This window comes from Microbacterium sp. AB (assembly GCF_032878875.1).
Lineage (GTDB): Bacteria > Actinomycetota > Actinomycetes > Actinomycetales > Microbacteriaceae > Microbacterium > Microbacterium betulae.
This window is the reverse complement of record NZ_CP118157.1, coordinates 1,453,352-1,475,496: the sequence shown is the minus strand read 5'-3', so window position 1 is coordinate 1,475,496 and position 22,145 is coordinate 1,453,352. Positions and strand designations below refer to the sequence as shown.

Annotated in this window: 22 protein-coding genes; 11 read left to right on the top strand and 11 right to left on the bottom strand. The window is 71.8% G+C overall.

Annotated elements, in window-relative coordinates; all coding sequences use genetic code 11:
* The first annotated feature begins 18 nt into the window (after positions 1 to 18).
* The gene (fbaA, locus tag N8K70_RS06895) at positions 19 to 1,047 is read left to right on the top strand and encodes a class II fructose-bisphosphate aldolase (RefSeq protein WP_317140860.1); all 1,029 of its coding nucleotides are present in this window, start codon (positions 19 to 21) and stop codon (positions 1,045 to 1,047) included.
* Between the two features lie 63 nt (positions 1,048 to 1,110).
* Here the strand turns inward: fbaA and N8K70_RS06890 are convergent, their stop codons facing one another.
* Complete coding sequence (locus tag N8K70_RS06890; protein WP_317140859.1) at positions 1,111 to 1,659, bottom strand: DUF6264 family protein; 549 nt, start codon at positions 1,657 to 1,659, stop codon at positions 1,111 to 1,113.
* Positions 1,656 to 2,717, bottom strand: a complete 1,062-nt coding sequence (locus N8K70_RS06885) for a 4-hydroxy-3-methylbut-2-enyl diphosphate reductase (RefSeq protein WP_317140858.1) — start codon at positions 2,715 to 2,717, stop codon at positions 1,656 to 1,658. The genes N8K70_RS06890 and N8K70_RS06885 overlap by 4 nt, the downstream gene beginning before the upstream one ends.
* A 77-nt stretch (positions 2,718 to 2,794) precedes the next feature.
* On the opposite strand from N8K70_RS06885, the gene xseA reads away from it, so the two are divergent.
* Genes xseA through N8K70_RS06860 form a run of 5 tightly spaced genes read left to right on the top strand, consistent with a single transcriptional unit; the run spans position 2,795 to position 7,051 of the window.
* Entirely contained in the window at positions 2,795 to 4,087 is a 1,293-nt protein-coding gene (xseA, locus tag N8K70_RS06880; RefSeq protein WP_317140857.1) for an exodeoxyribonuclease VII large subunit, read from the top strand.
* 12 nt (positions 4,088 to 4,099) lie between these two features.
* Positions 4,100 to 4,336, top strand: coding sequence for an exodeoxyribonuclease VII small subunit (locus N8K70_RS06875; protein ID WP_317140856.1), 237 nt, complete (start codon positions 4,100 to 4,102; stop codon positions 4,334 to 4,336).
* Positions 4,336 to 4,989: a DUF4245 family protein gene (locus tag N8K70_RS06870; RefSeq protein ID WP_317140855.1), complete on the top strand. Its 654-nt coding sequence runs from the start codon at positions 4,336 to 4,338 to the stop codon at positions 4,987 to 4,989. Before N8K70_RS06875 ends, N8K70_RS06870 begins: the two co-directional genes overlap by 1 nt.
* A complete protein-coding gene (locus tag N8K70_RS06865; protein ID WP_317140854.1) occupies positions 4,986 to 5,660 on the top strand; it encodes a carbonic anhydrase in 675 nt (224 codons plus the stop codon). Before N8K70_RS06870 ends, N8K70_RS06865 begins: the two co-directional genes overlap by 4 nt.
* The gene (locus N8K70_RS06860; protein ID WP_317140853.1) at positions 5,657 to 7,051 is read left to right on the top strand and encodes a class II fumarate hydratase; all 1,395 of its coding nucleotides are present in this window, start codon (positions 5,657 to 5,659) and stop codon (positions 7,049 to 7,051) included. Before N8K70_RS06865 ends, N8K70_RS06860 begins: the two co-directional genes overlap by 4 nt.
* Before the next feature lie 91 nt (positions 7,052 to 7,142).
* On the opposite strand, the gene N8K70_RS06855 is transcribed toward N8K70_RS06860, so the two are convergent.
* From N8K70_RS06855 to N8K70_RS06830, 6 genes are all read right to left on the bottom strand, one after another.
* Complete coding sequence (locus N8K70_RS06855; RefSeq protein WP_317140852.1) at positions 7,143 to 8,729, bottom strand: Mur ligase family protein; 1,587 nt, start codon at positions 8,727 to 8,729, stop codon at positions 7,143 to 7,145.
* A gap of 258 nt (positions 8,730 to 8,987) precedes the next feature.
* Positions 8,988 to 9,200, bottom strand: coding sequence for a YbdD/YjiX family protein (locus tag N8K70_RS06850; RefSeq protein WP_317140851.1), 213 nt, complete (start codon positions 9,198 to 9,200; stop codon positions 8,988 to 8,990).
* On the bottom strand, positions 9,200 to 11,425 hold the full coding sequence (locus N8K70_RS06845) for a carbon starvation CstA family protein (protein ID WP_317140850.1): 2,226 nt from the start codon (positions 11,423 to 11,425) through the stop codon (positions 9,200 to 9,202). The genes N8K70_RS06850 and N8K70_RS06845 overlap by 1 nt, the downstream gene beginning before the upstream one ends.
* A gap of 130 nt (positions 11,426 to 11,555) precedes the next feature.
* Entirely contained in the window at positions 11,556 to 12,842 is a 1,287-nt protein-coding gene (locus N8K70_RS06840; protein ID WP_317141187.1) for a PhoH family protein, read from the bottom strand.
* Between the two features lie 268 nt (positions 12,843 to 13,110).
* Complete coding sequence (locus tag N8K70_RS06835) at positions 13,111 to 14,238, bottom strand: aminotransferase class V-fold PLP-dependent enzyme (RefSeq protein WP_317140849.1); 1,128 nt, start codon at positions 14,236 to 14,238, stop codon at positions 13,111 to 13,113.
* A gap of 37 nt (positions 14,239 to 14,275) precedes the next feature.
* On the bottom strand, positions 14,276 to 15,061 hold the full coding sequence (locus tag N8K70_RS06830; protein WP_317140848.1) for an isoprenyl transferase: 786 nt from the start codon (positions 15,059 to 15,061) through the stop codon (positions 14,276 to 14,278).
* 65 nt (positions 15,062 to 15,126) lie between these two features.
* Between N8K70_RS06830 and trhA the strand changes: the two genes are divergently transcribed.
* Complete coding sequence (gene trhA / locus N8K70_RS06825; protein ID WP_317140847.1) at positions 15,127 to 15,864, top strand: PAQR family membrane homeostasis protein TrhA; 738 nt, start codon at positions 15,127 to 15,129, stop codon at positions 15,862 to 15,864.
* Here the strand turns inward: trhA and N8K70_RS06820 are convergent.
* A complete protein-coding gene (locus N8K70_RS06820) occupies positions 15,848 to 16,141 on the bottom strand; it encodes a hypothetical protein (protein ID WP_317140846.1) in 294 nt (97 codons plus the stop codon). The two genes, trhA and N8K70_RS06820, sit on opposite strands and share 17 nt — an antisense overlap.
* Positions 16,142 to 16,243: 102 nt before the next feature.
* On the opposite strand from N8K70_RS06820, the gene N8K70_RS06815 reads away from it, so the two are divergent.
* On the top strand, positions 16,244 to 16,636 hold the full coding sequence (locus tag N8K70_RS06815) for a DUF4307 domain-containing protein (RefSeq protein WP_317140845.1): 393 nt from the start codon (positions 16,244 to 16,246) through the stop codon (positions 16,634 to 16,636).
* Positions 16,637 to 16,733: 97 nt separating this feature from the next.
* Positions 16,734 to 17,222, top strand: coding sequence for a transcription elongation factor GreA (greA, locus tag N8K70_RS06810; protein WP_317140844.1), 489 nt, complete (start codon positions 16,734 to 16,736; stop codon positions 17,220 to 17,222).
* A 60-nt stretch (positions 17,223 to 17,282) separates the two neighbouring features.
* Here the strand turns inward: greA and ilvA are convergent, their stop codons facing one another.
* Positions 17,283 to 18,563, bottom strand: a complete 1,281-nt coding sequence (gene ilvA, locus N8K70_RS06805; protein WP_317140843.1) for a threonine ammonia-lyase — start codon at positions 18,561 to 18,563, stop codon at positions 17,283 to 17,285.
* Positions 18,560 to 19,795, bottom strand: coding sequence for an AI-2E family transporter (locus tag N8K70_RS06800; RefSeq protein WP_317140842.1), 1,236 nt, complete (start codon positions 19,793 to 19,795; stop codon positions 18,560 to 18,562). Before N8K70_RS06800 ends, ilvA begins: the two co-directional genes overlap by 4 nt.
* Before the next feature lie 87 nt (positions 19,796 to 19,882).
* Here N8K70_RS06800 and N8K70_RS06795 point away from each other — a divergent pair, with 87 nt between their 5' ends.
* A complete protein-coding gene (locus N8K70_RS06795; protein WP_317140841.1) occupies positions 19,883 to 21,154 on the top strand; it encodes a winged helix-turn-helix domain-containing protein in 1,272 nt (423 codons plus the stop codon).
* Positions 21,155 to 21,205: 51 nt separating this feature from the next.
* Positions 21,206 to 22,132, top strand: coding sequence for a hypothetical protein (locus N8K70_RS06790; RefSeq protein WP_317140840.1), 927 nt, complete (start codon positions 21,206 to 21,208; stop codon positions 22,130 to 22,132).
* Positions 22,133 to 22,145 lie beyond the last annotated feature (13 nt).

Below are 22,145 nucleotides of genomic sequence, written 5' to 3'. Positions count from 1 at the left end.
ATTCGAAGGAGCACCGCAATGCCCGTCGCCACCCCCGATCAGTATGCAGAGATGTTCGACCGCGCGAAGGCGGGCGGCTTCGCCTACCCCGCGTTCAACGTCTCGAGCTCGCAGACGATCAACGCCGTGCTCCAGGGCCTCACGGAGGCCGGCTCGGACGGCATCCTCCAGGTCACCACGGGAGGCGCGGACTATTTCGCCGGCCACACCGTCAAGGGCCGCGCGACCGGCGCCCTCGCCATGGCGCGGTACGTCCACGAGGTCGCCAAGAACTATCCCGTGACGGTCGGCGTGCACACCGACCACTGCCCGAAGGACGCCCTCCCCGGGTTCGTCCTGCCGCTGCTCGAGGCCTCCGAGGAGCGCGTGAAGGCCGGTGGCGACCCCATCTTCAACTCCCACATGTGGGACGGCTCGGCCGTGCCGCTCGACGAGAACATCGAGATCGCCTCGTCCCTCCTGCCCCGCATGAAGAACATCAACGCCATCCTCGAGATCGAGGTCGGCGTCGTCGGCGGCGAGGAGGACGGCGTCCAGCACGAGGGATCGAACGAGGCGCTCTACACGACGGTCGCGGACGTGACGAAGGCCGTCGAGGCGCTCGGGCTCGGGGAGCAGGGCCGCTACATCGCCGCCCTCACCTTCGGCAACGTCCACGGCGTCTACAAGCCCGGCGGCGTGAAGCTCCGCCCCGAGCTGCTCGGCGAGATCCAGAAGGGCATCGCGGCGGCGTTCGGCACGGGCGAGAAGCCCCTCGACCTCGTCTTCCACGGCGGCAGCGGCTCCTCCGACGACGAGATCGCGCTGGCCGTCGCGAACGGCGTCGTCAAGATGAACATCGACACCGACACCCAGTACGCCTTCACGCGTGCCGTCGCCGGCTACATGCTGTCGAACTACGACGGCGTGCTGAAGATCGACGGCGAGGTCGGCAACAAGAAGCAGTACGACCCGCGCGCGTGGGGCAAGGTCGCCGAGACGGCGATGGCGGCGCGGGTCGTGGAGTCGACCAAGCAGCTCGGCTCGTTCGGGACGTCGCAGAGCTGACAGCGCCCGTCCGGAACGACGGATGCCCGGTGCCGCTCGGCACCGGGCATCCGTCGTTCCGGCTCAGGAGCCGAGCGAGTCCTGCAGCTGCAGGATCCCCTCGACGACGGCCGGGTCGCCCAGGAGCGGGATCACGACGACGACGCTCGCGAGCAGGTTGAAGACGATTCCGCCGACGACGGGCACCCAGAACGACAGCCTCCCCCGACGCAGCGACCGCCACGCGAGCAGCGCGGTCGCGACCCAGCCCAGGGCGAGCAGGACGACCGCCGCGACGCCCCAGGCGCGGGAGGCGGCGGGATCGCTCAGCTCGACGTCGACGCCCATCAGCTGCAGCATCCGCGTCGCGTCCAGGAGGATCGGGATCGACTGGACGACGTTGAAGAGGCCGTAGACGAGCAGGGCGACGGTCGCCGCCCTGTCGAACAGCCGCCCCCGCGACGGTCCCGCGACGAGCGGGGCGGTCTCGGCGGGGCCGGGGGACGCGGTCGGCGCCACGGGGGGCTGGGCGTCCTGCCGCTCGGGCACGCCCATCCGCTCCCGCTGCTCCTCGGGCGACGCGTACTGGCCGTACCTCGGCAGCGGACGGGCGTCGTCGGTGCGGTCGCTCACGAACGGCCCCGCCCGCCGACGGCGCGCTCGTCGCGCCGTCCGGAGGCGTCCTGACGCAGCTCCTTCGGCAAGGAGAACATGAGGTCCTCCTCCGCCGTCCGCACCTCTTCGACGTCGCGGTAGCCCGCTCCCGAGAGCGCCTCCAGCACCTCCTGCACGAGCACCTCCGGCACGGACGCTCCGCTCGTCACCCCCACGGTCTCGACGTCGTCGAGCCACTCCTGGCGGACCTCGTGCGCGTAGTCGACGCGGTAGGCGGCCTTCGCGCCGTACTGGAGCGCGACCTCGACGAGACGCACGCTGTTCGACGAGTTCGCCGATCCGACGACGATCACGAGATCCGCTCCCGTGGCGACCTTCTTGATGGCGACCTGACGGTTCTGCGTCGCGTAGCAGATGTCGTCCGACGGCGGGTCGTGCAGCTCGGGGAAGCGCGCGCGCAGCCGGTCGACGGTCTCCATGGTCTCGTCGACCGACAGCGTGGTCTGCGAGAGCCACACGAGCTTCGACGGATCGTCGACCTCGACCGTGTCCGCCTCGTCCGGCGAGTTCACGATCGTGACGTTGTCCGGGGCCTCGCCCGCCGTGCCCTCGACCTCTTCGTGGCCCTCATGGCCGACGAGGAGGATCTGGTAGTCGTCGCGGGCGAACCGCACGGCCTCGCGATGGACCTTCGTCACGAGCGGGCAGGTGGCGTCGATCGCCCGGAGCCCCCGGTCGGAGGCGGCGTTCACGACGGCCGGCGAGACCCCGTGGGCGCTGAAGACGACGTGCGCGCCCTCGGGCACCTCGTCGACCTCGTCGACGAAGACGGCGCCCTTGGCCTCGAGCTCGCGCACGACGTGGATGTTGTGCACGATCTGCTTGCGCACGTAGACGGGGGCGCCGTAGCGGCCGAGCGCCTTCTCCACCGTGATCACGGCGCGGTCCACCCCGGCGCAGTACCCGCGGGGGGCCGCCAGCAGCACGCGCTTGCGTCCGGTGACCGGGTTATCCTGAAGGCGCACGCTCCGGCCCGGCACGCGCGGCACGGGCAGGTGGATGGCGGTCGAGCTCATGCCTCGATCCTACGTGCGCCCCCTGGGGACGGGCAGGGTGCCCCGCCCGAGAAGAGCCCGCTCACGCGAAGGAGACCATGACGTCCTTCCAGCCGGAGACCGCGGCGGGCGAGTCGCCGCCGGCCGATGCCGTCCCTCCCCGCGACTCGACCGCGGAGGCCCCGACCTCGATCGCCCGTCTCAACCAGACGATCAAGGGCTTCATCGAGCGGTGGGGGTCGATCTGGGTCGAGGGCGAGATCACGTCGTGGAACGTGCGGGGCGGCGCCGTCTTCGGGCGTCTGAAGGATCTGGGCTCGGACGCGCAGATCTCCGTGCGCCTGTGGTCGAGCGTCCGCGCGCGCGTCCCCGACGACCTCAAGGTCGGCGACCATGTCGTCGCCTGCGTGAAGGCGGACTACTACCCCCGCGGCGGAGACCTCTCCTTCCAGGTGTCCGCCATGCGCCATGTCGGGCTCGGCGAGCAGCTGGAGCGCCTCGAGCGCCTGCGCCGGCGACTCAGGTCCGAGGGGCTCTTCGACCCGGCGCGGAAGAAGCGACTCCCCTTCCTGCCCCACGGCATCGGCCTCATCACGGGCGAGCGCTCCGACGCCGAGAAGGATGTCCTGCGCAACGCGGAGCTGCGATGGCCGCAGGTGCGCATCCGCCGCGTCCATGCCGCCGTCCAGGGCGACCGCAGCGTGCCCGAGATCCTCCAGGCGCTCGCCGCGCTCGACGCGGACCCCGAGATCGACGTCATCGTCATCGCGCGCGGCGGCGGCGACCCGCAGACCCTGCTGGGCTTCAGCGACGAACGGCTCGTCCGCGCCGTCGCGGCGGCCTCGACCCCTGTCGTGAGCGCCATCGGGCATGAGAACGACCATCCGCTGCTCGACGACGTCGCCGATCTGCGCGCCTCGACGCCGACGGATGCCGCCAAGCGCGTCGTGCCCGACGTCGGAGAGCAGCGCGCGCTCGTGCAGCAGCTGCGATCCCGGCTCACGACACGCCTCCAGCAGCGGGTCCAGCACGACGTCGTCCAGCTCGAGAACCTGCGTTCGCGCCCCGTGCTGCGCTCCCCCGAGCGCCTCGTCGAGTCGCGCGAGCAGGATCTGTTCCTCCTCGTCTCGCGCGGTCGCGACCTCGCCGCTCGGCCCGTCGACGCCGGTGCACGCCGCGCCGCCGAGCTGCGCGCCTCGCTCAGGGCGCTCTCGCCGTACGCGACCCTCGCGCGCGGCTACGCGATCGCCCAGACGGAGGACGGCGGAGTGCTGCGCGATCCGGGGCACGCTCCGGCGGGGACGCGGATCGTCCTCGCGCTCGAGCACGGTGCGGTCGCGACGACGTCGGACGGCCCCCTCGACGAGGGCGCCGTGCCGGCCGCCTCGTAGGATGGAACGGATATGACCGAACAGGCTCCCCCCGCCGACATCGCCTCCCTGTCGTTCGAGCAGGCGCGAGACGAGCTCGTCCGCGTCGTCTCGGAGCTCGAGCAGGGCGCCCCCACCCTCGAGGACTCCCTCGCGCTGTGGGAACGCGGGGAGGCTCTCGCCGCACGCTGCGAACAGTGGCTGCTCGGCGCCAAGCGCCGTCTCGACGCGGCCCGCGAGGCCGCGGGGCCCGCCGAGGGCGACGTCTGATGGCGCACGAGCCCCGCGTCGTCGCCCACCTCGGCCGGCCGGAGACGCCCGAGGAGGCCGCGGCGCGCAAGGCCGAGAGCTCGCGGAACTACCGGGGCAGCCAGACGTTCCGCAACCTCCTCACGGCGCTCTTCGTCTCGCTCGTGGTGGTCGTCGTCATCGTCTGGGGCGTTCCGCGCGGCGAGACCCCCGAACGACCCGAGATCGACGTGGCGGGCGTCGCGGCGAACGCCGAGGAGTCCATCGGCCGGGACGTCGTGGTCCCGGATGCGCCGGAGAGCTGGCGTGTCAACGACGCCCGGATCGAGGCGGGCGCACCCGAGAGCTGGAAGATCACCTATGCGCCGGAGGACGCCGGCTTCATCGTCCTCTCGCAGGCGTTCGACGCGGACGGGACATGGGCGGCCCGGTCCCTCGGCGGTGCGGCGCCGACCGGCTCCGTCACGATCGACGGCATCGTCTGGGACGTCTACGAGTTCTCGGACCCGGCGGCGAACGCCAACATCTCGTACGCATTGGGCACCCAGGCCGGAGCGGACCACGTGCTCGTGTACGGCTCAACGACGCCGGAGCTGGCGGCGGACGCGGCGTCGCTCGTCTCGGATCAGCTGCGGGCGCTGGACGCGGACGCATCGGAAGGGACATCAGAGTGAGCGAGACCATCACCCCGGCGCAGGCCTGGGCACAGATGCAGGAGGGCAACGCGCGCTTCGTCGCCGGGACGCCGCAGCACCCGCATCAGGACGTGCAGCGGCGCCACGACATCGCGGTCGCGCAGACGCCGATCGCCGCGCTGTTCGGCTGCTCCGACTCGCGCCTGTCGGCCGAGATCATCTTCGACCTCGGGCTCGGCGACCTCTTCGCCGTGCGCAATGCCGGCCAGGTCCCCGGCGAGTCGATCATCGGCTCGCTCGAATACGCCGTCGAGGTGCTCCGCGTCCCCCTGCTCGTCGTGCTCGGCCACGACGCCTGCGGCGCCGTGCGCGCCGCCATCGACAGCACCCGGCAGGACGCGCCCATCCTGCCGCCGCACATCTGGCGGCAGATCTCGCCCATCGTCCCGTCCGTGAGGGCCGCCCTGCGCGACGGCCACGGCGCGACGCCCGAGACGGTCGACGCCGAGCTCGTCGGCCGCCTGCACCTGCGCGAGACGATCACGGCCATCCTGCAGTCGTCCGAGCTCATCTCGAGCGCCGTCGCCGAGGGCCGGCTGGGGATCGTCGGAGCCAACTACCGTCTGTCGGAGGGCACGGCCGTGCCCGACGTCATCCTGGGCACCGCGTCCGACGCGGCCGTCTCACACACGGAGGGAACGAGGAAGTGACCGAGATCGAGTACCGCATCGAGCACGACACGATGGGAGAGGTGCGCGTCCCCGCGACGGCGCTGTACCGCGCGCAGACCCAGCGCGCGGTGGAGAACTTCCCCATCTCCGGCAAGGGTCTCGAGCCGCGCCAGATCGCCGCGCTCGCCCGCGTCAAGAAGGCGGCGGCGCTCGCCAACAAGGAGCTCGGGACGCTGGACGGCGCGGTCGCCGACGCGATCGCCGCGGCCGCCGACGACGTCGTGTCGGGGCGGTTCGACGACCAGTTCCCGATCGACACCTACCAGACCGGCTCCGGCACCTCGTCGAACATGAACGTCAACGAGGTCCTCTCCACCCTCGCGACCGAGAGGCTCGGCGCTCCCGTCCACCCCAACGACCACGTCAACGCGTCGCAGTCGTCCAACGACGTCTTCCCGACGTCGGTGCACGTGGCGGTGACCGAGGCGCTCATCGTCGACCTGGTGCCCGCGCTCGATCACCTCGCGAAGGCGTTCGAGGAGAAGGCGGAGGCCTGGAAGTCGGTCGTGAAGTCGGGCCGCACGCACCTCATGGACGCCACGCCCGTGACGCTCGGCCAGGAGTTCGGCGGCTATGCGCGCCAGATCCGCCTCGGCATCGAGCGCGTCGAGGCCGCGCTCCCCCGCGTCGCCGAGGTCCCGCTGGGAGGGACCGCCGTGGGGACGGGCATCAACACCCCGCTCGGCTTCCCGCAGAAGGTCATCGCGCTGCTCGCGGAGGAGACCGGCCTGCCGATCACGGAGGCGCTGGACCACTTCGAGGCCCAGGCCAACCGGGACGGGCTCGTCGAGGCCTCCGGCGCCCTGCGCACGATCGCGGTGTCGCTCACCAAGATCAACAACGACCTGCGCTGGATGGGGTCCGGCCCGAACACGGGACTGGCCGAGATCCACATCCCCGACCTGCAGCCGGGCTCGTCGATCATGCCCGGGAAGGTGAACCCCGTCATCCCCGAGGCCGTGCTCCAGGTCGCCGCCCGCGTCATCGGCAACGACGCGACGATCGCCTGGGCCGGAGCGTCGGGCAGCTTCGAGCTGAACGTCGCGATCCCGGTCATCGGCACCGCCCTGCTCGAGTCGATCCGTCTCCTGTCCAACGCCTCGCGGGTCCTCGCCGACAAGGCCGTCTCGGGTCTGAAGGCGAACGTCGAACGCGCCGCGGAGCTCGCGGGCAAGTCGCCGTCGATCGTGACGCCGCTCAACAAGCTCATCGGCTACGAGGCCGCGGCGAAGATCGCCAAGCACGCCGTCGCGAGGGGCGTGACCGTCCGCGAGGCGGTCATCGACCTCGGCTACGTCGAGCGCGGGGAGATCACCGAGGAGCAGCTCGACGAGAAGCTCGACCTGCTCTCGATGACCCGCCCCGGCTGACGGGCCGCACGCGCCGGCACGGCGCCGCTCCGCACGGGGCGGCGCCGCGGACGATTCCGCAGCCGTCCGGTCGATCGCGGTCGCGATGCCGCTACTCCGCGGGGGACGCCGCCCAACCCGCCTCTTCCAACGCGGCGAGGAACAGGCCGCGCGGATCGTACGGCGTGCGCACTCCCCGGATCTCCCGGAAGTCCTGGTGCCCCGGCCCGAACCACAGGATGGCGTCGCCGTCGCCGACGAGCGAGACGGACTTCGCGATCGCATCCTCCGGAGGGGTGATCTCGTACAGCCCTCCCGCGGGAGGCTCCTGGCGCGCCCCCTCCATGAGCCCGCGTCGGATCTCCGCCGCGTCCTCCCAGCGCGGGTGATGGTCCGTGACGATCGCGATGTCGCTGTGGCGGGCGGCGGCGAGTCCCATCGCGGGGCGCTTGCCGGCGTCGCGCGACCCGTCCGCGCCGAACAGGATGAGCAGCCTGCCCGGCGTCGACCGCCGCACGGCCTTCGCGGTCATCTCGAAGCCGGCCGGCGTGTGCCCGAAGTCCAGGTACACCTGGGGGCCGCGCCCGGTCGTCACCAGCTCCGTACGGCCGGGCAACGCCGTCCGGATGCCTCCGTCGCGCTCCAGCACCGCGACGATGCGCTCCCACGGGATCCCGGCCTCCGCGATCATCACGATCGCCATGGCGGCGTTGGCGACCATGTGGGGCCCCGTCGCCGGGATCCTCGTCACGAGGCGCCGGCCGGAGCCGGGCGGGCCGACCAGCTCCAGCTGCGAGGCGTTGATGGCCTCGGAGGGCATCCGGGCCTGCCATTGTGCCGTGTCCGCGAGCGCGGCGTCCTCGCTGATCTCCGGGGTGCTCACGGTCACCACGGGGATGTCGGCGTGCGTCAGCACGGTCCGAGCCGCCGTCGTGTCGAGCGAGACGACGGCGCGCCGCGAGCGCGCCGACGTGAACAGCGGCAGCTTGCTCGCGAGGTAGTCGTCCATGTCGACGAAGTCGTCCATGTGGTCGTGCTGCAGGTTCGTGAAGCCCGTGACGTCGAAGACGATGCCGTCGACGCGGTGACGCACGATGCCCTGCGCGCTCACCTCGTGCGCCATCACCTCGACCCCGCTCTCGCGCATCCGGGCGAGCAGCGCGTGCAGCTCGCTCGACTCCGGCGTGGTCAGGCGGGCGGTGTGCACCTCGTCGTCGATGTGGCGGCGGGCGGACGAGGACATCCCGGCGCGGATGCCCAGCTGCCGCAGCAGCGCGTGCTGCAGGTGCACGGTCGAGGTCTTGCCGTTCGTTCCCGTCACCCCCAGCATGACCGGCATGGCCAGGTCGTTGCCGTACACCCAGGAGGACATCTCGGCGAGCCGGGCACGCGGTTCCTCGACGACGAGGAGCGGCAGCCCGGAGCCCTCGGCGATCTCGGCGCCCGCAGCGTCCGTCACCAGCGCGACGGCGCCCCTCTCGCGCGCCTCGGCGGCGAGCTCAGCACCGTGGCGCCGCGCACCGGGGATGCCCACGAACACATCGCCCGATCGGACGTCGAGGGTCGGCAGCGTGATGCCCGTGATCCGCACGCCGTCCAGGCGACCGCGGGCTCTCAAGCGGAAGCGCTCGGCGAACTCGAGCGCGGCCCGCTGCTGCGGATCGCGGGGCCTCAAGACGGGCGGCATCGCCTGTGACATCCGGGGTCCTCCCATGTCGCCCGATATGCTCTCGGCTCTCGGGGCAGCGGATCGATGGCCCGCGCCACCCCCCTCCAGTCCTCGCGGGAGATCCACGCCTGCATGGGCCGGCGCCGTCGCGCTCGCCCCGATCGGGGCCTCCCGTCCGGGGCTCACACGACGGTCGCCTTCTTCGAAGACCATTGAACACCGCGGACGGCGCCCCGCCAAGGGTCGCCCTGCAGGGGGTCGGCCCCCGGCCCCCGGGCACAGGCGGGGTCAGCAGCACCGCGAGCCGGGGTCCCGCTCCTGCTCCCGGTACACGCTGCGCCAGAACTCCCGCTCGTCCAGGGGCTCGCGGTCGGGATGCGCGGCCCGCTCGTGGGCGACGTACGCCGCGTAGCGCGATTGCCCCGTCATCCCGTAGAGGAAGCTCCGGACGACGCCTCCGGCCACGACCAGGGGCCCGAGAAGGCGGACGACGACCGACATCAGTGCCCCCGCGCCGGCTTCTCGTCCTCGGGCAGGGCGTCCCACCGCTTCTGCAGCTCCCGCTCCGCCTTCGAGGGGAGCAGTCCCGCGGGCGCGAAGCGTCGCGACGGCACGGCGGCGTCCTCGTGGTCGATGACCTCCGACGACCGGAACGCCTGCACCACCCGGACGACCGCGGCGGCCAGCACGATGAGGGTGAGCACGAGGAAGAGGACCGACAGCGTGCCCTGCACCGCGGTGTTGCGGACGACGGCCTCCATCGCCTCCGTCGTCGGCGCCGTCCCGAAAGACGTCTCCCCGGCGGCCAGCGCGTCGCGGAACGCGATGTGCTGGGCCCAGTAGCCGACGGCCGGCACGGTGGAGAAGATCTTGTACAGCGACGCGACGGTGGTGACCACCGTGACGAACACGAGCGGCAGCGCGACGACCCAGAGCGCGCCGAACGTGCGGCGCCGGGCGACGATGGTGAGCACGATCGCGAGCGCGATCGCGGCCAGCAGCTGGTTCGCGATCCCGAAGAGCGGATACAGGGTGTTGATGCCGCCGAGCGGGTCCGTCACGCCCATGATCAGGACGGCGCCCCATCCGGCCACCATGATCGCCGTGCAGATCCAGGCCCCCGCCCGCCACGAGGTGTCGCGGAACCGCGGCACGATGTTCCCGATCGAGTCCTGCAGCATGAAGCGGGCGACGCGGGTGCCGGCGTCGACGGCGGTGAGGATGAAGAGCGCCTCGAACATGATGGCGAAGTGGTACCAGAACGACATCATCCCCGCTCCGCCGATCCACTGCCCCATGATGAGGGCGAGCCCGACCGCGAGGGTGGGCGCACCGCCCGTGCGCGAGACGATCGACTCCTCGCCGACGAGCTCGGCCATCGTCGTGAGCGCGTCCGGCGTGAGGTGGACGCCCGCGAGACCGAGCCCGTTCACCCAGGCGACGGCGCCCTCGACCGTGCCCAGCGTGTTCGCGGCGGAGGAGTTCATCGCGAAGTAGATGCCCCTGTCGATCGACACGGCGGCCACGAGCGCCATGATCGCGACGAACGACTCCATGAGCATGCCGCCGTAGCCGATGAAGCGGGTCTGCCTCTCCTTCTCGATCATCTTGGGCGTGGTCCCCGAGGAGATGAGCGCGTGGAACCCGGAGAGCGCCCCGCACGCGATCGTGACGAAGAGGAACGGGAAGAGCGGGCCACTCCACACCGGGCCCGTCTCGCCGCCCGCGAACTCGCTGAAGGCCGGCACCTCGATCTCGGGGCGGACGAAGACGATCGCGACGGCGAGCGCGGCGATGACGCCAATCTTCATGAACGTGGACAGGTAGTCGCGCGGCGCGAGGAGCATCCACACCGGCAGGACCGCGGCGACGAACCCGTAGACGATGATCGCCCACGCGACCGTCACGCGGTCGAGCTGGAACACCGCCTGGCCCCAGCCGGTGTCCGCGATCGCCCCGCCGCCGATGATCGCGGCCAGGAGGAGCACGAAGCCGATGATCGACACCTCGAGGACGCGGCCGGGCCGGATCCAGCGCAGGTAGGCGCCCATGAAGAGCGCGATCGGGATGGTCATCGCGACCGAGAACACGCCCCACGGGCTCTCGGCGAGGGCGTTGACGACGATGAGCGCGAGGATCGCCGTGATGATGATCATGATGAGGAGGGTGGCCAGGATCGCGGCCGCTCCCCCGAAGCGCCCGAGCTCGTCCTTCGCCATCTGGCCGAGCGAGCGCCCGCCGCGCCGCATGGAGAAGAACATCACGAGGTAGTCCTGCACGGCCCCCGCCAGCACGACGCCGACGATGATCCAGATCGTGCCGGGCAGGTAGCCCATCTGCGCCGCGAGCACGGGCCCGACGAGCGGACCGGCGCCGGCGATGGCCGCGAAGTGGTGCCCGAAGAGCACGACGCGGTCCGTCGGCACATAGTCCTTGCCGTCGGCCCGGTACTCCGCGGGGGTCGCGCGCCGGTCGTCGGGGCGGACGATCTTGCGCTCGATGTACTTCGAGTAGAACCGGTAGAACACGAGGTAGGTGCAGACGGCCGCGAACACGAACCAGATCGCATTCACCGTCTCGCCGCGCACGATGGCGAGCATCGTCCACGCGACGCCGCCGAGCAGGGCGACCGCCGCCCACACGACGATCTTCAGCGGGGTCCAGCGCGGACGGTCGTCCACCGCGACGGCGGGCATGGAGGGAGGGACGGCATCGGTCGTCGTCATGGATCGGCTCCTTTGTCGATGTCAGCGGCGGAACCGCGTCCCGCCGCCCTCAGGCCGCCCTCATCGTACCGGGCGGCCGCCCGTCCTCCCCCGCCCCGTCTCGATTGCGTTCATAGTGTTCGACGCGAGGTCAGGAGAGCTCGCCGACCTCCAGCAGGTCCGTGACGAGCGCCGCGATCGCCGAGCGCTCGCTGCGCGTGAGGGTCACGTGCCCGAACAGGTCGTGGTCCTTGAGCGACTCGATGACGCTCGCGACGCCGTCGTGCCGCCCGACCCGGAGGTTGTCGCGCTGCCCGACGTCGTGGGTGAGCACGACGCGGGAGTTCTGCCCCATGCGGCTGAGAACCGTGAGCAGCACGTTGCGCTCGAGCGACTGCGCCTCGTCGACGATCACGAACGCATCGTGGAGCGACCGACCGCGGATATGCGTGAGCGGCAGCACCTCCAGCATCCCGCGCTCCACGACCTCGTCGAGGACGTTCTGCGAGACGACGGATCCGAGCGTGTCGTAGACCGCCTGCCCCCACGGGTTCATCTTCTCCGACTGGTCGCCCGGGAGGTAGCCGAGCTCCTGCCCGCCGACCGCGAACAGCGGGCGGAAGACGATGATCCTCTTCTGCTGCTGGCGCTCGAGCACCGACTCGAGGCCCGCGCACAGCGCGAGCGCCGACTTCCCGGTCCCCGCGCGTCCGCCGAGCGAGACGATGCCGACGCTCGGGTCGAGCAGGAGGTCGATCGCGATGCGCTGCTCGGCCGAACGGCCGTGCAGGCCGAAGACGTCGCGGTCGCCGCGGACGAGCCTCAGCTCGCCGTCGCCCGTCACGCGTCCGAGAGCGGAGCCGCGCTCGGACTGGATGACGAGCCCCGTGTTGATCGGGAGCCCACGCGCGTCCTCGTGCACGGCGACCTCGCTCTCGTACAGGTCGGCCATGTCGTCGCCCGACACCTGGAGCGTCGCGATGCCGGTCCATCCGGAGTCGACCGCCTGCTCGGCGAGGTACTCCTCGGCCGGGATGCCGAGGGAGGCCGCCTTCACGCGCATGGGCAGGTCCTTCGAGACGACCGTCACGGCCTGACCGTCCTGCGCGAGGTGCGCGGCGACGGCGAGGATGCGGCTGTCGTTGTCGGCGAGGCGGATGCCGCTGGGCAGCACGCCGGGATCGGTGTTGTTGAGCTCGACGCGCAGCGTGCCGCCGGTGCCCACGGGCACCGGGAAGTCGAGACGCCCGTGCTCGATGCGCAGCTCGTCGAGATGACGGAGCGCAGCGCGCGCGAAGTACCCGATCTCCGGGTCGTTGCGCTTGCCCTCGAGCTCCGTGATCACCACGACCGGGATCACGACGCCGTGCTCGGCGAAACGGAACAGCGCCCGCGGATCGCTGAGCAGCACGGAGGTATCGAGCACATACGTCCGCAGCTCCTGCGCCTCGTGCGCCGTCGATCGGCGTCCGGCGTTCCTGACGGTGCTGGCGCTCGCGCCTGTGGTGGTAGCCACGTCACACTCCCGACCCCGGGCATCTCGCCCGGTATCCACGAGTCGACCTGGGGCCACGAGTCGCAGTCCTGACGGCCGACCCGACCGGGCGCCTTACCCGGTGATCCGAAAGTACGTCGGCACGACCCCCGGACGTGACACGACACACGGGCGGCGGATGACGAGCCGGTTAACTTCCGCTGGGAGCGCGTCAGCGCACGCGCATCTGGACGAAGGTCGCGCACGCCTCGTCGAGCATCCGCAACGTCTCGTCGTCGGTGCCGGCGTGCGCGGAGATGCGGACGAGGTCGGAGCGCGTGGTGGCCGCGACGCCCGCGTTGGCGAGCGCGGCGCCCAGGACGCCGACGTTGGGCGCGTCGGGGGCGAGGGCGACGATCCCCGCGCGACGCTCGGGATCGTGCGGGGTGAGCACGTCGATCCCGTGGGCGTCGGCGATCTCGATGACCCGGGACGCGCGCTCGGCGACGGCCCTCTCGATCTCGCCGACGCCGACCGAGACGACCTCGCCGAGGGCGGACGCCAGACGCGCCGCTGCGAGCGGGTCGGGACGCGACACGGTGAAAGCGCGGGCGGCGGGCGCGGGCGGCGGGACCACGTCGAAGGGGAGGTCGTCGGTGTCGGCGCCCGTGATGCCGGAGAGCACGGGATCCAGCGCGATGCGCGCGCGGTTGCCGTACCAGGCGAATCCGGTGCCGCGTCCGGCCCGCAGCCACTTGTAGGCGTGGCCCACGACGACATCCGCGCGCGAGTAGTCCTCGGCGATCACGCCGACCGCCTGCGTCGCGTCGACGATGAGCAGCCGATCGTCGCCGATCGCCTCGCGGATCCCCGCGAGGTCGGCACGGTACCCGGTGCGGAAGTCCACGAGGCTGACGGCGACCGCGCTCGTCGTCTCGTCGATCGTCTCGGCGACCGCCTCGGGCGTCACGAACCGGTGCTCGGGAGCGATCCACTGCGGGACGATGCGTCCGAGGGCCGCGGCGGCCCTCGTGACCGTGACGGGGATGCCGGGGAACTCCGCGGCCGATGCGACGACGCCGCCGACGACGCCGTAGATCGCCTGCGCCAGGCCGTGGGTCGCGGTGGGCTGCAGCACGACCTCGGAGGGCTCGACGTCGAAGACCCTCCCGAGCAGCGAGCGCGCCTCGCGCACCCGCCCCGCGACGAGCCCGATGCCGCTCTCCCGGCCGGAGCCGAGGAGCTCCAGGTCGGCCCTCGCCTCCGCTCGGACGACGGGCGACAGCGGCCCGAACGCGGCCCAGTCGAGATAGCCCGGTTCGACGGCGAACGAGGCCGTGAAGTCGTCGAGAGTGGTCACGCCCCCATTCTCGCAGAGGCGCGGCGACCCTCGGCTGTCAGCGGCCGAACCGTCGATCGCGGGAGCCGAAGTCGCGGATGGCGCGCAGGAAGTCGACCTCGCGCAGATCCGGGCCGAGCGCCTCGACGAAGTAGAACTCGCTGTGCGCGCTCTGCCAGAGCAGGAAGTCACTCAGCCGCTGCTCGCCGCTCGTGCGGATGACGAGGTCGGGGTCCTTCTGACCGCCCGTGTAGAGGTGCTCCGCGATCTGCTGGGGCGTGAGCTGCGCCGCGAGGTCCTCGAGCGTTCCTCCCGTCTGCCCGTGCTCGCGGATGATGCTGCGCACCGCGTCGACGATCTCGTGACGTCCGCCGTAGCCCACGGCCAGGTTCACGTGCAGGCCGCCGTTCTCGCGCGTCCGCTCGCCGGCGTCGCGCAGCGCGGAGACGAGGAAGCCGGGCAGCCCGTCGAGGCGTCCGACGTGCTGGACCCGCCAGTCCCGGCGCCGGGAGAGCTGACCGGCGAGGCCGGCGATGATCTCGATGAGGTCCTGCAGCTCCCGGCTGTCGCGCTTGCTGAGGTTGTCGTGCGACAGCAGATACAGCGACACGACCTTCACGCCGATGGTGTCGCACCACTCCAGGAACTCGCGCATCTTGGCCGCTCCCGCCCGGTGCCCGTGCACCGGGGTCTCGAAGCCGAGCTGACGTGCCCACCGGCGGTTCCCGTCGATCATCATCGCGACGTGGTGGGGAACCTTCGCCGGGTCGATCTGACGACGCAGCCGTGAGATGTAGAGCCGGTAGAGGGGACCACGCCCCGCCGCCGACCGCTCGCTGATCACCCTCAGAGCGTACTCCGCCGACCCTGCGTGGTGCTGGAGGCGGGCGCGAAGCGTACGCTGAGGTGATGACGCCAGCCGATCCTGCGCCCGCCCAGACGCCGGATGGAGTGCCTCAGCTCCCCCTCATGGATGCGGCGAGGGCCGACGCGCAGGTCGAGGTCAAGCCGACGTGGCGCGGCTGGATCCACGCCGGCACGTTCCCGGTCGCGATCGTCGCGGGCATCGTGCTCATCGCCCTCGCCCAGGGCGCGCCCGCGAAGTGGGCGTCCGCCGTCTTCATGGCCTCGTCGCTGCTGCTCTTCGGGAACTCCGCGCTCTACCACCGGTTCGACTGGAAGCCGCGGACGAGGCTCATCCTGAAGCGCATCGACCACGCGAACATCCTGCTGCTCATCGCCGGGACGTACACGCCCATCGCGGTCCTCGCGCTCCCCCCGGAGAAGGGCGTGCTGCTCCTGTCGCTCGTGTGGACGTGCGCCCTCCTCGGCATCCTCTTCCGCGTCTTCTGGATCGGTGCGCCGCGCTGGCTCTACGTCGCGCTGTACCTCGCGCTGGGCTGGGTCGCCGTCATGTACATGGGCGACCTGTTCCGCGCGGACCCCGCCATGACGGTCCTCGTGATCGTCGGCGGCCTGCTGTACTCGGCGGGCGCCGTCGTCTATGCGCTCAAGAAGCCCAACCCGTGGCCCGGCCGATTCGGCTTCCACGAGATCTTCCACGTGTGCACCGTGCTGGCGTTCCTCTGCCACTGGACGGGGTCGCTCCTCATCGCGCTGAGCCCCGCCTTCAACGCTCCGGCGTAGGGTCCTCGGCTCGGCCACCGGCGTCTTCCGCCGTTCCGCTCCGCTCCTGCGCGTCGCGTTCGGCGCGCTCCGCCTCCTCGGCGTCGATCGCGGCGTTCGCCTCCGCCCGATAGCGCGTGAGGCGCACACGGCGCAGCATGTCGAAGACGAGCAGGAAGACCGCCACCGCCACGAGCGCGATGGCGGTGAAGCCCAGCGGCCCGGGCGTGACGAGGTCCGGATCGACCGTCGGCCGCGGACTGGGCGTGACAGCGGCGAGCACGGCGAGTGCGGACATCGAGGACTCCTCATGGTCGACGCGGCGCTCGCGCGGAGCGCCGGGAAAGGCGATTAGCCTGGAACCTCCAGCCTAGTTCGCAGTATCTGAGAGGACGACGACGTGACGATCCAGGAGCGACTCGACGAGCGCTACGGGCGCACACCCCGACGGGTCAGGCGCACGGCCTGGGTCGTCGGCGGACTCCTCGCGGCGGCGGTCGTCGGCTGGTTCTCCTGGTCGACGGCGACGGAGGCCGCCGGCACGGTCGACTTCGACGACCGCGGGTTCACCGTCCTGGGCGACCACGAGGTGAGCGTGTCGTTCCAGGTGACGTCGACCGTCGACCGTCCCATCGCGTGCGCGCTCGAGGCGCTCGACGTGGAGTTCGGCGTGGTCGGCTGGCGGATCGTGGAGTATCCGGTCTCCGAGACCGTCACGACGGTGTACACGGAGTCGGTCGCGACCGTGGCCGAGGCGACCACCGGAATTGTGAAGTCCTGCTGGGTTCCGTAAGCTCATCGGTCAAGTCCACCCGACGCCCCGGCAGCACGCCGGGGCGTCGTCACATCTGTCGGCCGCACCGGCCGCGCATCCACGAAGGAGAAAGACCGTGTCCGATGACACCCAGGTCCCGTTCCTGACGCAGGAAGCCTACGACCGGCTCGCAGCCGAGCTCGAGACCCTCTCCACCACGGGCCGCGAGGAGATCGCCAAGCGCATCGAGGCGGCCCGCGAGGAGGGCGACCTCAAGGAGAACGGCGGCTACCACGCCGCGAAGGACGAGCAGGGCAAGCAGGAGGCCCGCATCCGGCAGCTGCAGGCGCTGCTGAAGGACGCGAAGGTCGGCGTGGCCCCCGAGTCGAACGGCGTCGTCGAACCGGGCACGGTCGTGACGGCGCTCGTCTTCGGCGACGAGGAGCGCTTCCTGCTCGGCAGCCGCGAGATCGCCGGCGGCACCGACCTCGACGTGTACAGCGAGAGGAGCCCGCTGGGCGCGGCCATCATCGGCCTCCGCGAGGGCGACAGGACGAGCTATCAGGCTCCCACCGGCAAGGATGTCCCGGTCGAGGTCGTCAAGGTCGAGACCTTCACGGGCTGACCGCCCGGGACGCGGACGAGGGCGGCTGCCGGACGGCGGCCGCCCTCGTCGCGTCTGCGCTCAGTCGAGGATGATCTCGGGCCGGAAGCCCGCGTCGCGCAGGACCTGCAGGGTGAGCTGGCGGTGCTCCTCGCCGCGCGTCTCGACCGAGACCTGCAGGATGACCTCGCTGATCTGCATGCCCTGCCCGTGGCGGGTGTGCATCACCTCGATCACGTTCGCGCCCGCCTCCGCCAGGAGCTCGGACACGCGGGCGAGCTGCCCGGGACGGTCCGGCAACGGGATGCGGATGGTCATGTATCGCCCGGATGCCGCCAGGCCGTGCGACACGACGCGCTGCAGCAGGAGGGGATCGATGTTGCCGCCGGAGAGGACGGCGACGGTCGTCCCCTGCGCCCTCACCTTGCCCGCGAGGATCGCGGCGACGCCCACGGCGCCCGCGGGCTCGACGACCACCTTCGCGCGCTCGAGGAGGACCAGGAGCGCCCGCGCGATGTCGTCGTCCGAGACCGTGACGACCTCGTCGACGAGGTCGCGGATGATCGCGAAGGGGATGTCCCCCGGCCGTGCGACGAGGATCCCGTCGGCGATCGTGGGAGCCGTGGTGACCGTGACGGGCTCCCCCGCCTCGAGGGACAGCGGCACGGGCGCGGCGTTCTCGGCCTGCACGCCGATGATGCGCAGGACGCGCCCCTCGGCGGCCGCCTTCGCCTTGGCCGCGGCCGCGACGCCGGCGATGAGCCCGCCGCCGCCGATGCCGGTCACGATGGTCTCGACGTCGGCGACGTCGTCCACGATCTCGAGCCCGAGCGTTCCCTGCCCGACGATGATGTCGCGGTGGTCGAACGGATGGATGAGGATCGCGCCCGTGCGCTCGGCGTGCTCGGCCGCGCGGCGCAGCCCGACGTCCACCGTGGCGCCGTCCAGCACGATCTCGGCGCCGTATCCCTTCGTGGCGAGGAGCTTCGGCACGGGCACTCCGAAGGGCATGTAGATCGTGGCGGGGATGCCGAGCTGCTGAGCCGCGAGGGCGACCCCCTGCGCATGGTTGCCGGCCGAGGCCGCCACGACGCCGCGACGCCGCTCGTCGTCCGTGAGGCGAGAGAGCCGGTACGTCGCCCCGCGCACCTTGAACGAGCCCGTGCGCTGCAGGTTCTCGAGCTTGAGGTGCACGGTGGCGCCGAGCACCTCGCTGAGGTGCTGAGAGTACTCCGTGGGGGTGTGCTCGATGACGCTCTCGAGACTCCGCGCGGCCGCCTCGAACTCGGCGAGCGACGGGATGGGCGCGTGCTCGCCGGACGTTCCGGGGGCCCGCCGTGCGTCCGCGTCCGTCCGCGTCATCTGCCGGCCTTCCTGTCGTTCTGCTCGTCTCCGCGTCCGAGGGTCCTCGGCACGGTGCTCCAGATGAGATCGCCGCGGACGTCGTCGCCCGTGCGCCACGACCCGGAGCTGAGGGTCACCGCCACGACGTTGAGGAACGCCGCGACGGGCACGGCGAACAGGGCGCCCGCGATGCCGCCGACCATCGAGCCGCCCGCGACGACGAGCACCACGGCGACGGGATGGACCTTGACAGCGGAGCCCATCAGCAGCGGCTGCAGGATGTGGCTCTCGACCTGTTGGACGAGCAGCACGACCGCGAGCATGGCGATGCCGAACCAGAGGCCGTTGTACACGAGGGCGATCACGACGGCGATCGCGCCCGTGACGATCGCGCCGACGAACGGCACGAAGGCGCCGAGGAACACGAGGACGGCGATCGGTATGGCCAGGGGCACGCCGAGCAGGAAGGCGCCGAGGCCGATGCCGACGGCGTCGATCGTCGCCACCATGATCTGCGTGCGCGCGTAGTTGATGAGCGTCGCCCAGCCGTTCTTCGCCGCGGCGTCCACGGCCGGTCGCGCCGCGCGCGGGAAGAGCCGCAGCGTCCACCGCCAGATGGTGGCGCCGTCGTAGAGGAAGCACAGGAGGACGAAGAGCGACAGCAGGATGCCGGCCGCGAGATGCCCGACGGTGGATCCGACCGCGAGCGCTCCGTTGAGCAGCAGGTCGGCCTGCTCCTGCACGAGCTGGAAGGCGCCGGAGAAGAGGTCGTCGAGCTGCTGCGCGGTGACCACGCCCGAGTCGATGAGGAAGGAGCGCAGCGTCTGGACCGACTCGCCCATCCGCGCCCGCACGCCGCCCGCCTGCTGCGAGACCTGCCAGACGACGAGCCAGACGAGGCCGACCACGATGGCGATCGTGCCGAGGACGCTCAGGATGACCGCGACGATCCGCGGCACCCGGTGCCGGAGCATCCACGAGACGAGGGGGTAGACGAGCGCCGAGAGCAGCGTCGCGACGAAGATCGGGATGACGAGCAGCTTGAACTCGATGACGAGCCAGACGACCACGCCGGCGACGCCCGCGAGGACGAGAAGCCGCCAGCCGTAGGCGGCGGCGATGCGCAGCGCGGGGGGCACGTCCGCCGACGACGCGGGCGGCTCCGGCGAGGCGGGCGTCGCGGGGGCCGACGCCGGAGCGCGCTTGCGGAAGAGGCCTCTGCGACCGTTTCGGGGCGTGGCGTCGCTCATCCTCGTCATCATAATCCCCGACATGTTCCCCTTCGCGTCCGCGTTCGCCGCGGCGCCGTGTCGGAGGCCGCCGGTAGCGTGAGGGACGTGAAGGATGTGCTCTCCGCTTCCGAGGCCCGGCGCGTCGCCCTCGCGGCCCAGGGATTCGCCCGCCCGAGGCCCGCCGCCCCCGGCCCCCGGCATCTGCGCGGCGAGCTCGCGCGGATGGGCGTGCTGCAGATCGACTCGGTCAACGTGTTCTCGCGCTCGCACTATCTCCCGCTCTTCTCCCGCCTGGGCGCGTACGAACGCGATCGGCTGGACCGTCTCGTGCTGCGCCCGCGCACCCGGAGGAGCACGCCGGAGTACGTCGAGTACCTCGCACACGAGGCGACGTTCCTCCCGCTCTCCGACTGGCCGCTCTGGCGCTTCCGGATGGATGCCATGCGGGCGAGGCACGGCGGCGCGGGCTCGTGGTTCGCCGCGAACGCCGGCACCGTCGCGTGGGTGCGGTCCGAGCTCGCCTCCCGAGGCCCGCTCCGTCCCGCCGAGATCGAGCGCGACGCGGAGACCGCCCGCCGGGGTCCGTGGTGGGGCTGGGACGACGTCAAGCGCGCCCTCGAGCTGCTCTGGCGGTTCGGCGAGGTGGCGATCGCCGGCCGGAGCGGCTTCGAGCGGAGGTACGCGCTCGCCGATCAGGTGGTCCCCGCCGAGCACCGGGAACGCGAGGTCGGCGCCGACGAGGCCGTCCGCGAGCTCGTACGCCGGGCGGCGCGCGCATACGGCGTCGCCACGGCCGCCGACCTGGCCGACTACCACCGCCTTCGCGACCGCAGGGCGGTGCTCGCCGCCGTCGCGGATCTCGTCGACGACGGCGAGATCGTCCCCGTGACCGTCCGCGGCTGGGAGCGTGCCGGCAGGCCGATCCCCGCGTGGCGGCATCGCGACGCCGCCCTCCCCCGCCGCATCGACCGCGCCACCGTGCTGACGCCCTTCGACCCCGTCGTCTGGTTCCGGGACCGGGCGGAGCGGATGTTCGGCTTCGACTACCGCATCGAGATCTACACGCCGGCCGCGCAGCGCCGTTTCGGCTATTACTCCCTTCCCCTGCTCGTCGGCGAGCGCATCGTGGGCCGGTTCGATCTGAAGGCCGACCGCGCCGCGTCCTCGCTGCTCGTGCAGTCCGCGTGGTGGGAGCGCGGCGCCGCCGCGGGAGACGTGGCGGAGCGCGCGGCCGGGGCCCTCCTCGAGGCGGCGTCCTGGCAGGGACTGGAGACCATCTCCGTCTCACGATGGGGCGACGCCGCCGACGACGTCGCGCACGTCCTCGGCGCGTCGCGCCATGCGCATCCCCGTGTTCTCGGAGGGGCTCCCCATTAGGGTGGCGATGACGAAGGCCGCCGTGCGGATCGCGGCAGGAAGCGAGGGACCGTGAAGAAGCCGGCAATGATCGCGCTCGCCGGCGCCGGCGTGATCGCGGCAGGCGCGCTCGTGGTCGGGTTCTGGCTCTTCGGCCGTGAGCCCACGGCCGAGGACGTCGCGGAGAGGTATCTCGATGCGCTCGTCACGGGCGACGCGGACGGCGTCCGTGCCGTGCTCGCGGATACCGACGCCGTCCCCGAGCAGACGTGGAGCGCCTTCGAGGGGGCGTCCGCCCATCTGGGAGAAGCCTCGCTCACCGGCGTGGAGACGACGGAGGACACCGCGCGGGCCCGGGCCGCCGTCACCCTCGACGGCGAGGCGTACGATCTCGCCTTCGACCTCACGCGGACGGACGCCGGCGGGTGGCGGCTCGATGAGGCCCCCCTGACCGAGGTCGCCGTCTCGTCGTCGCGGGGCACGTGGATCGGGCTCGACGGCGAGCCCGTCGCCCTGGACGACGGCACGACCACCCTGTCGCTGCTTCCCGGGTCGTACACGGTCGCGGGCTGGCCCTCGACGTATCTCGAGGGCGAGGCGCTCGTGCTCGCCGGCGTCGACGCCGCCGCCGCGTCGGTCGAGATCGATCCGTCGTTCACGGAGCAGGCGCAGGCCGACGCCGAGGCGCAGCTGACGGCGTATCTCGAGGGATGTCTGGAGCCCGCAGACGACGTGGACCCCGGTTGCGGGATGGTCGTCCCGTGGCCGGTCGACCTCGCGGAGGCGACGGAGGTCGTCTACCGGGCGGATGCGATGCCGGACGTCGCGGTCGACCTCGACGCGGGCACGTTCGATGCGACGGGCGGGTCGGTCGTCGCGACCGTGAGGGGCGTGCTCTCGGACGGCACCGAGGGCGAGTTCTCCTACCGGACGGACGACTGGTCCGTGTACGGCGCGATCTCCGCCGACGGTGAGGGGCTCCTGCTCAGCGTCTACTGACGGGCACGCCCGC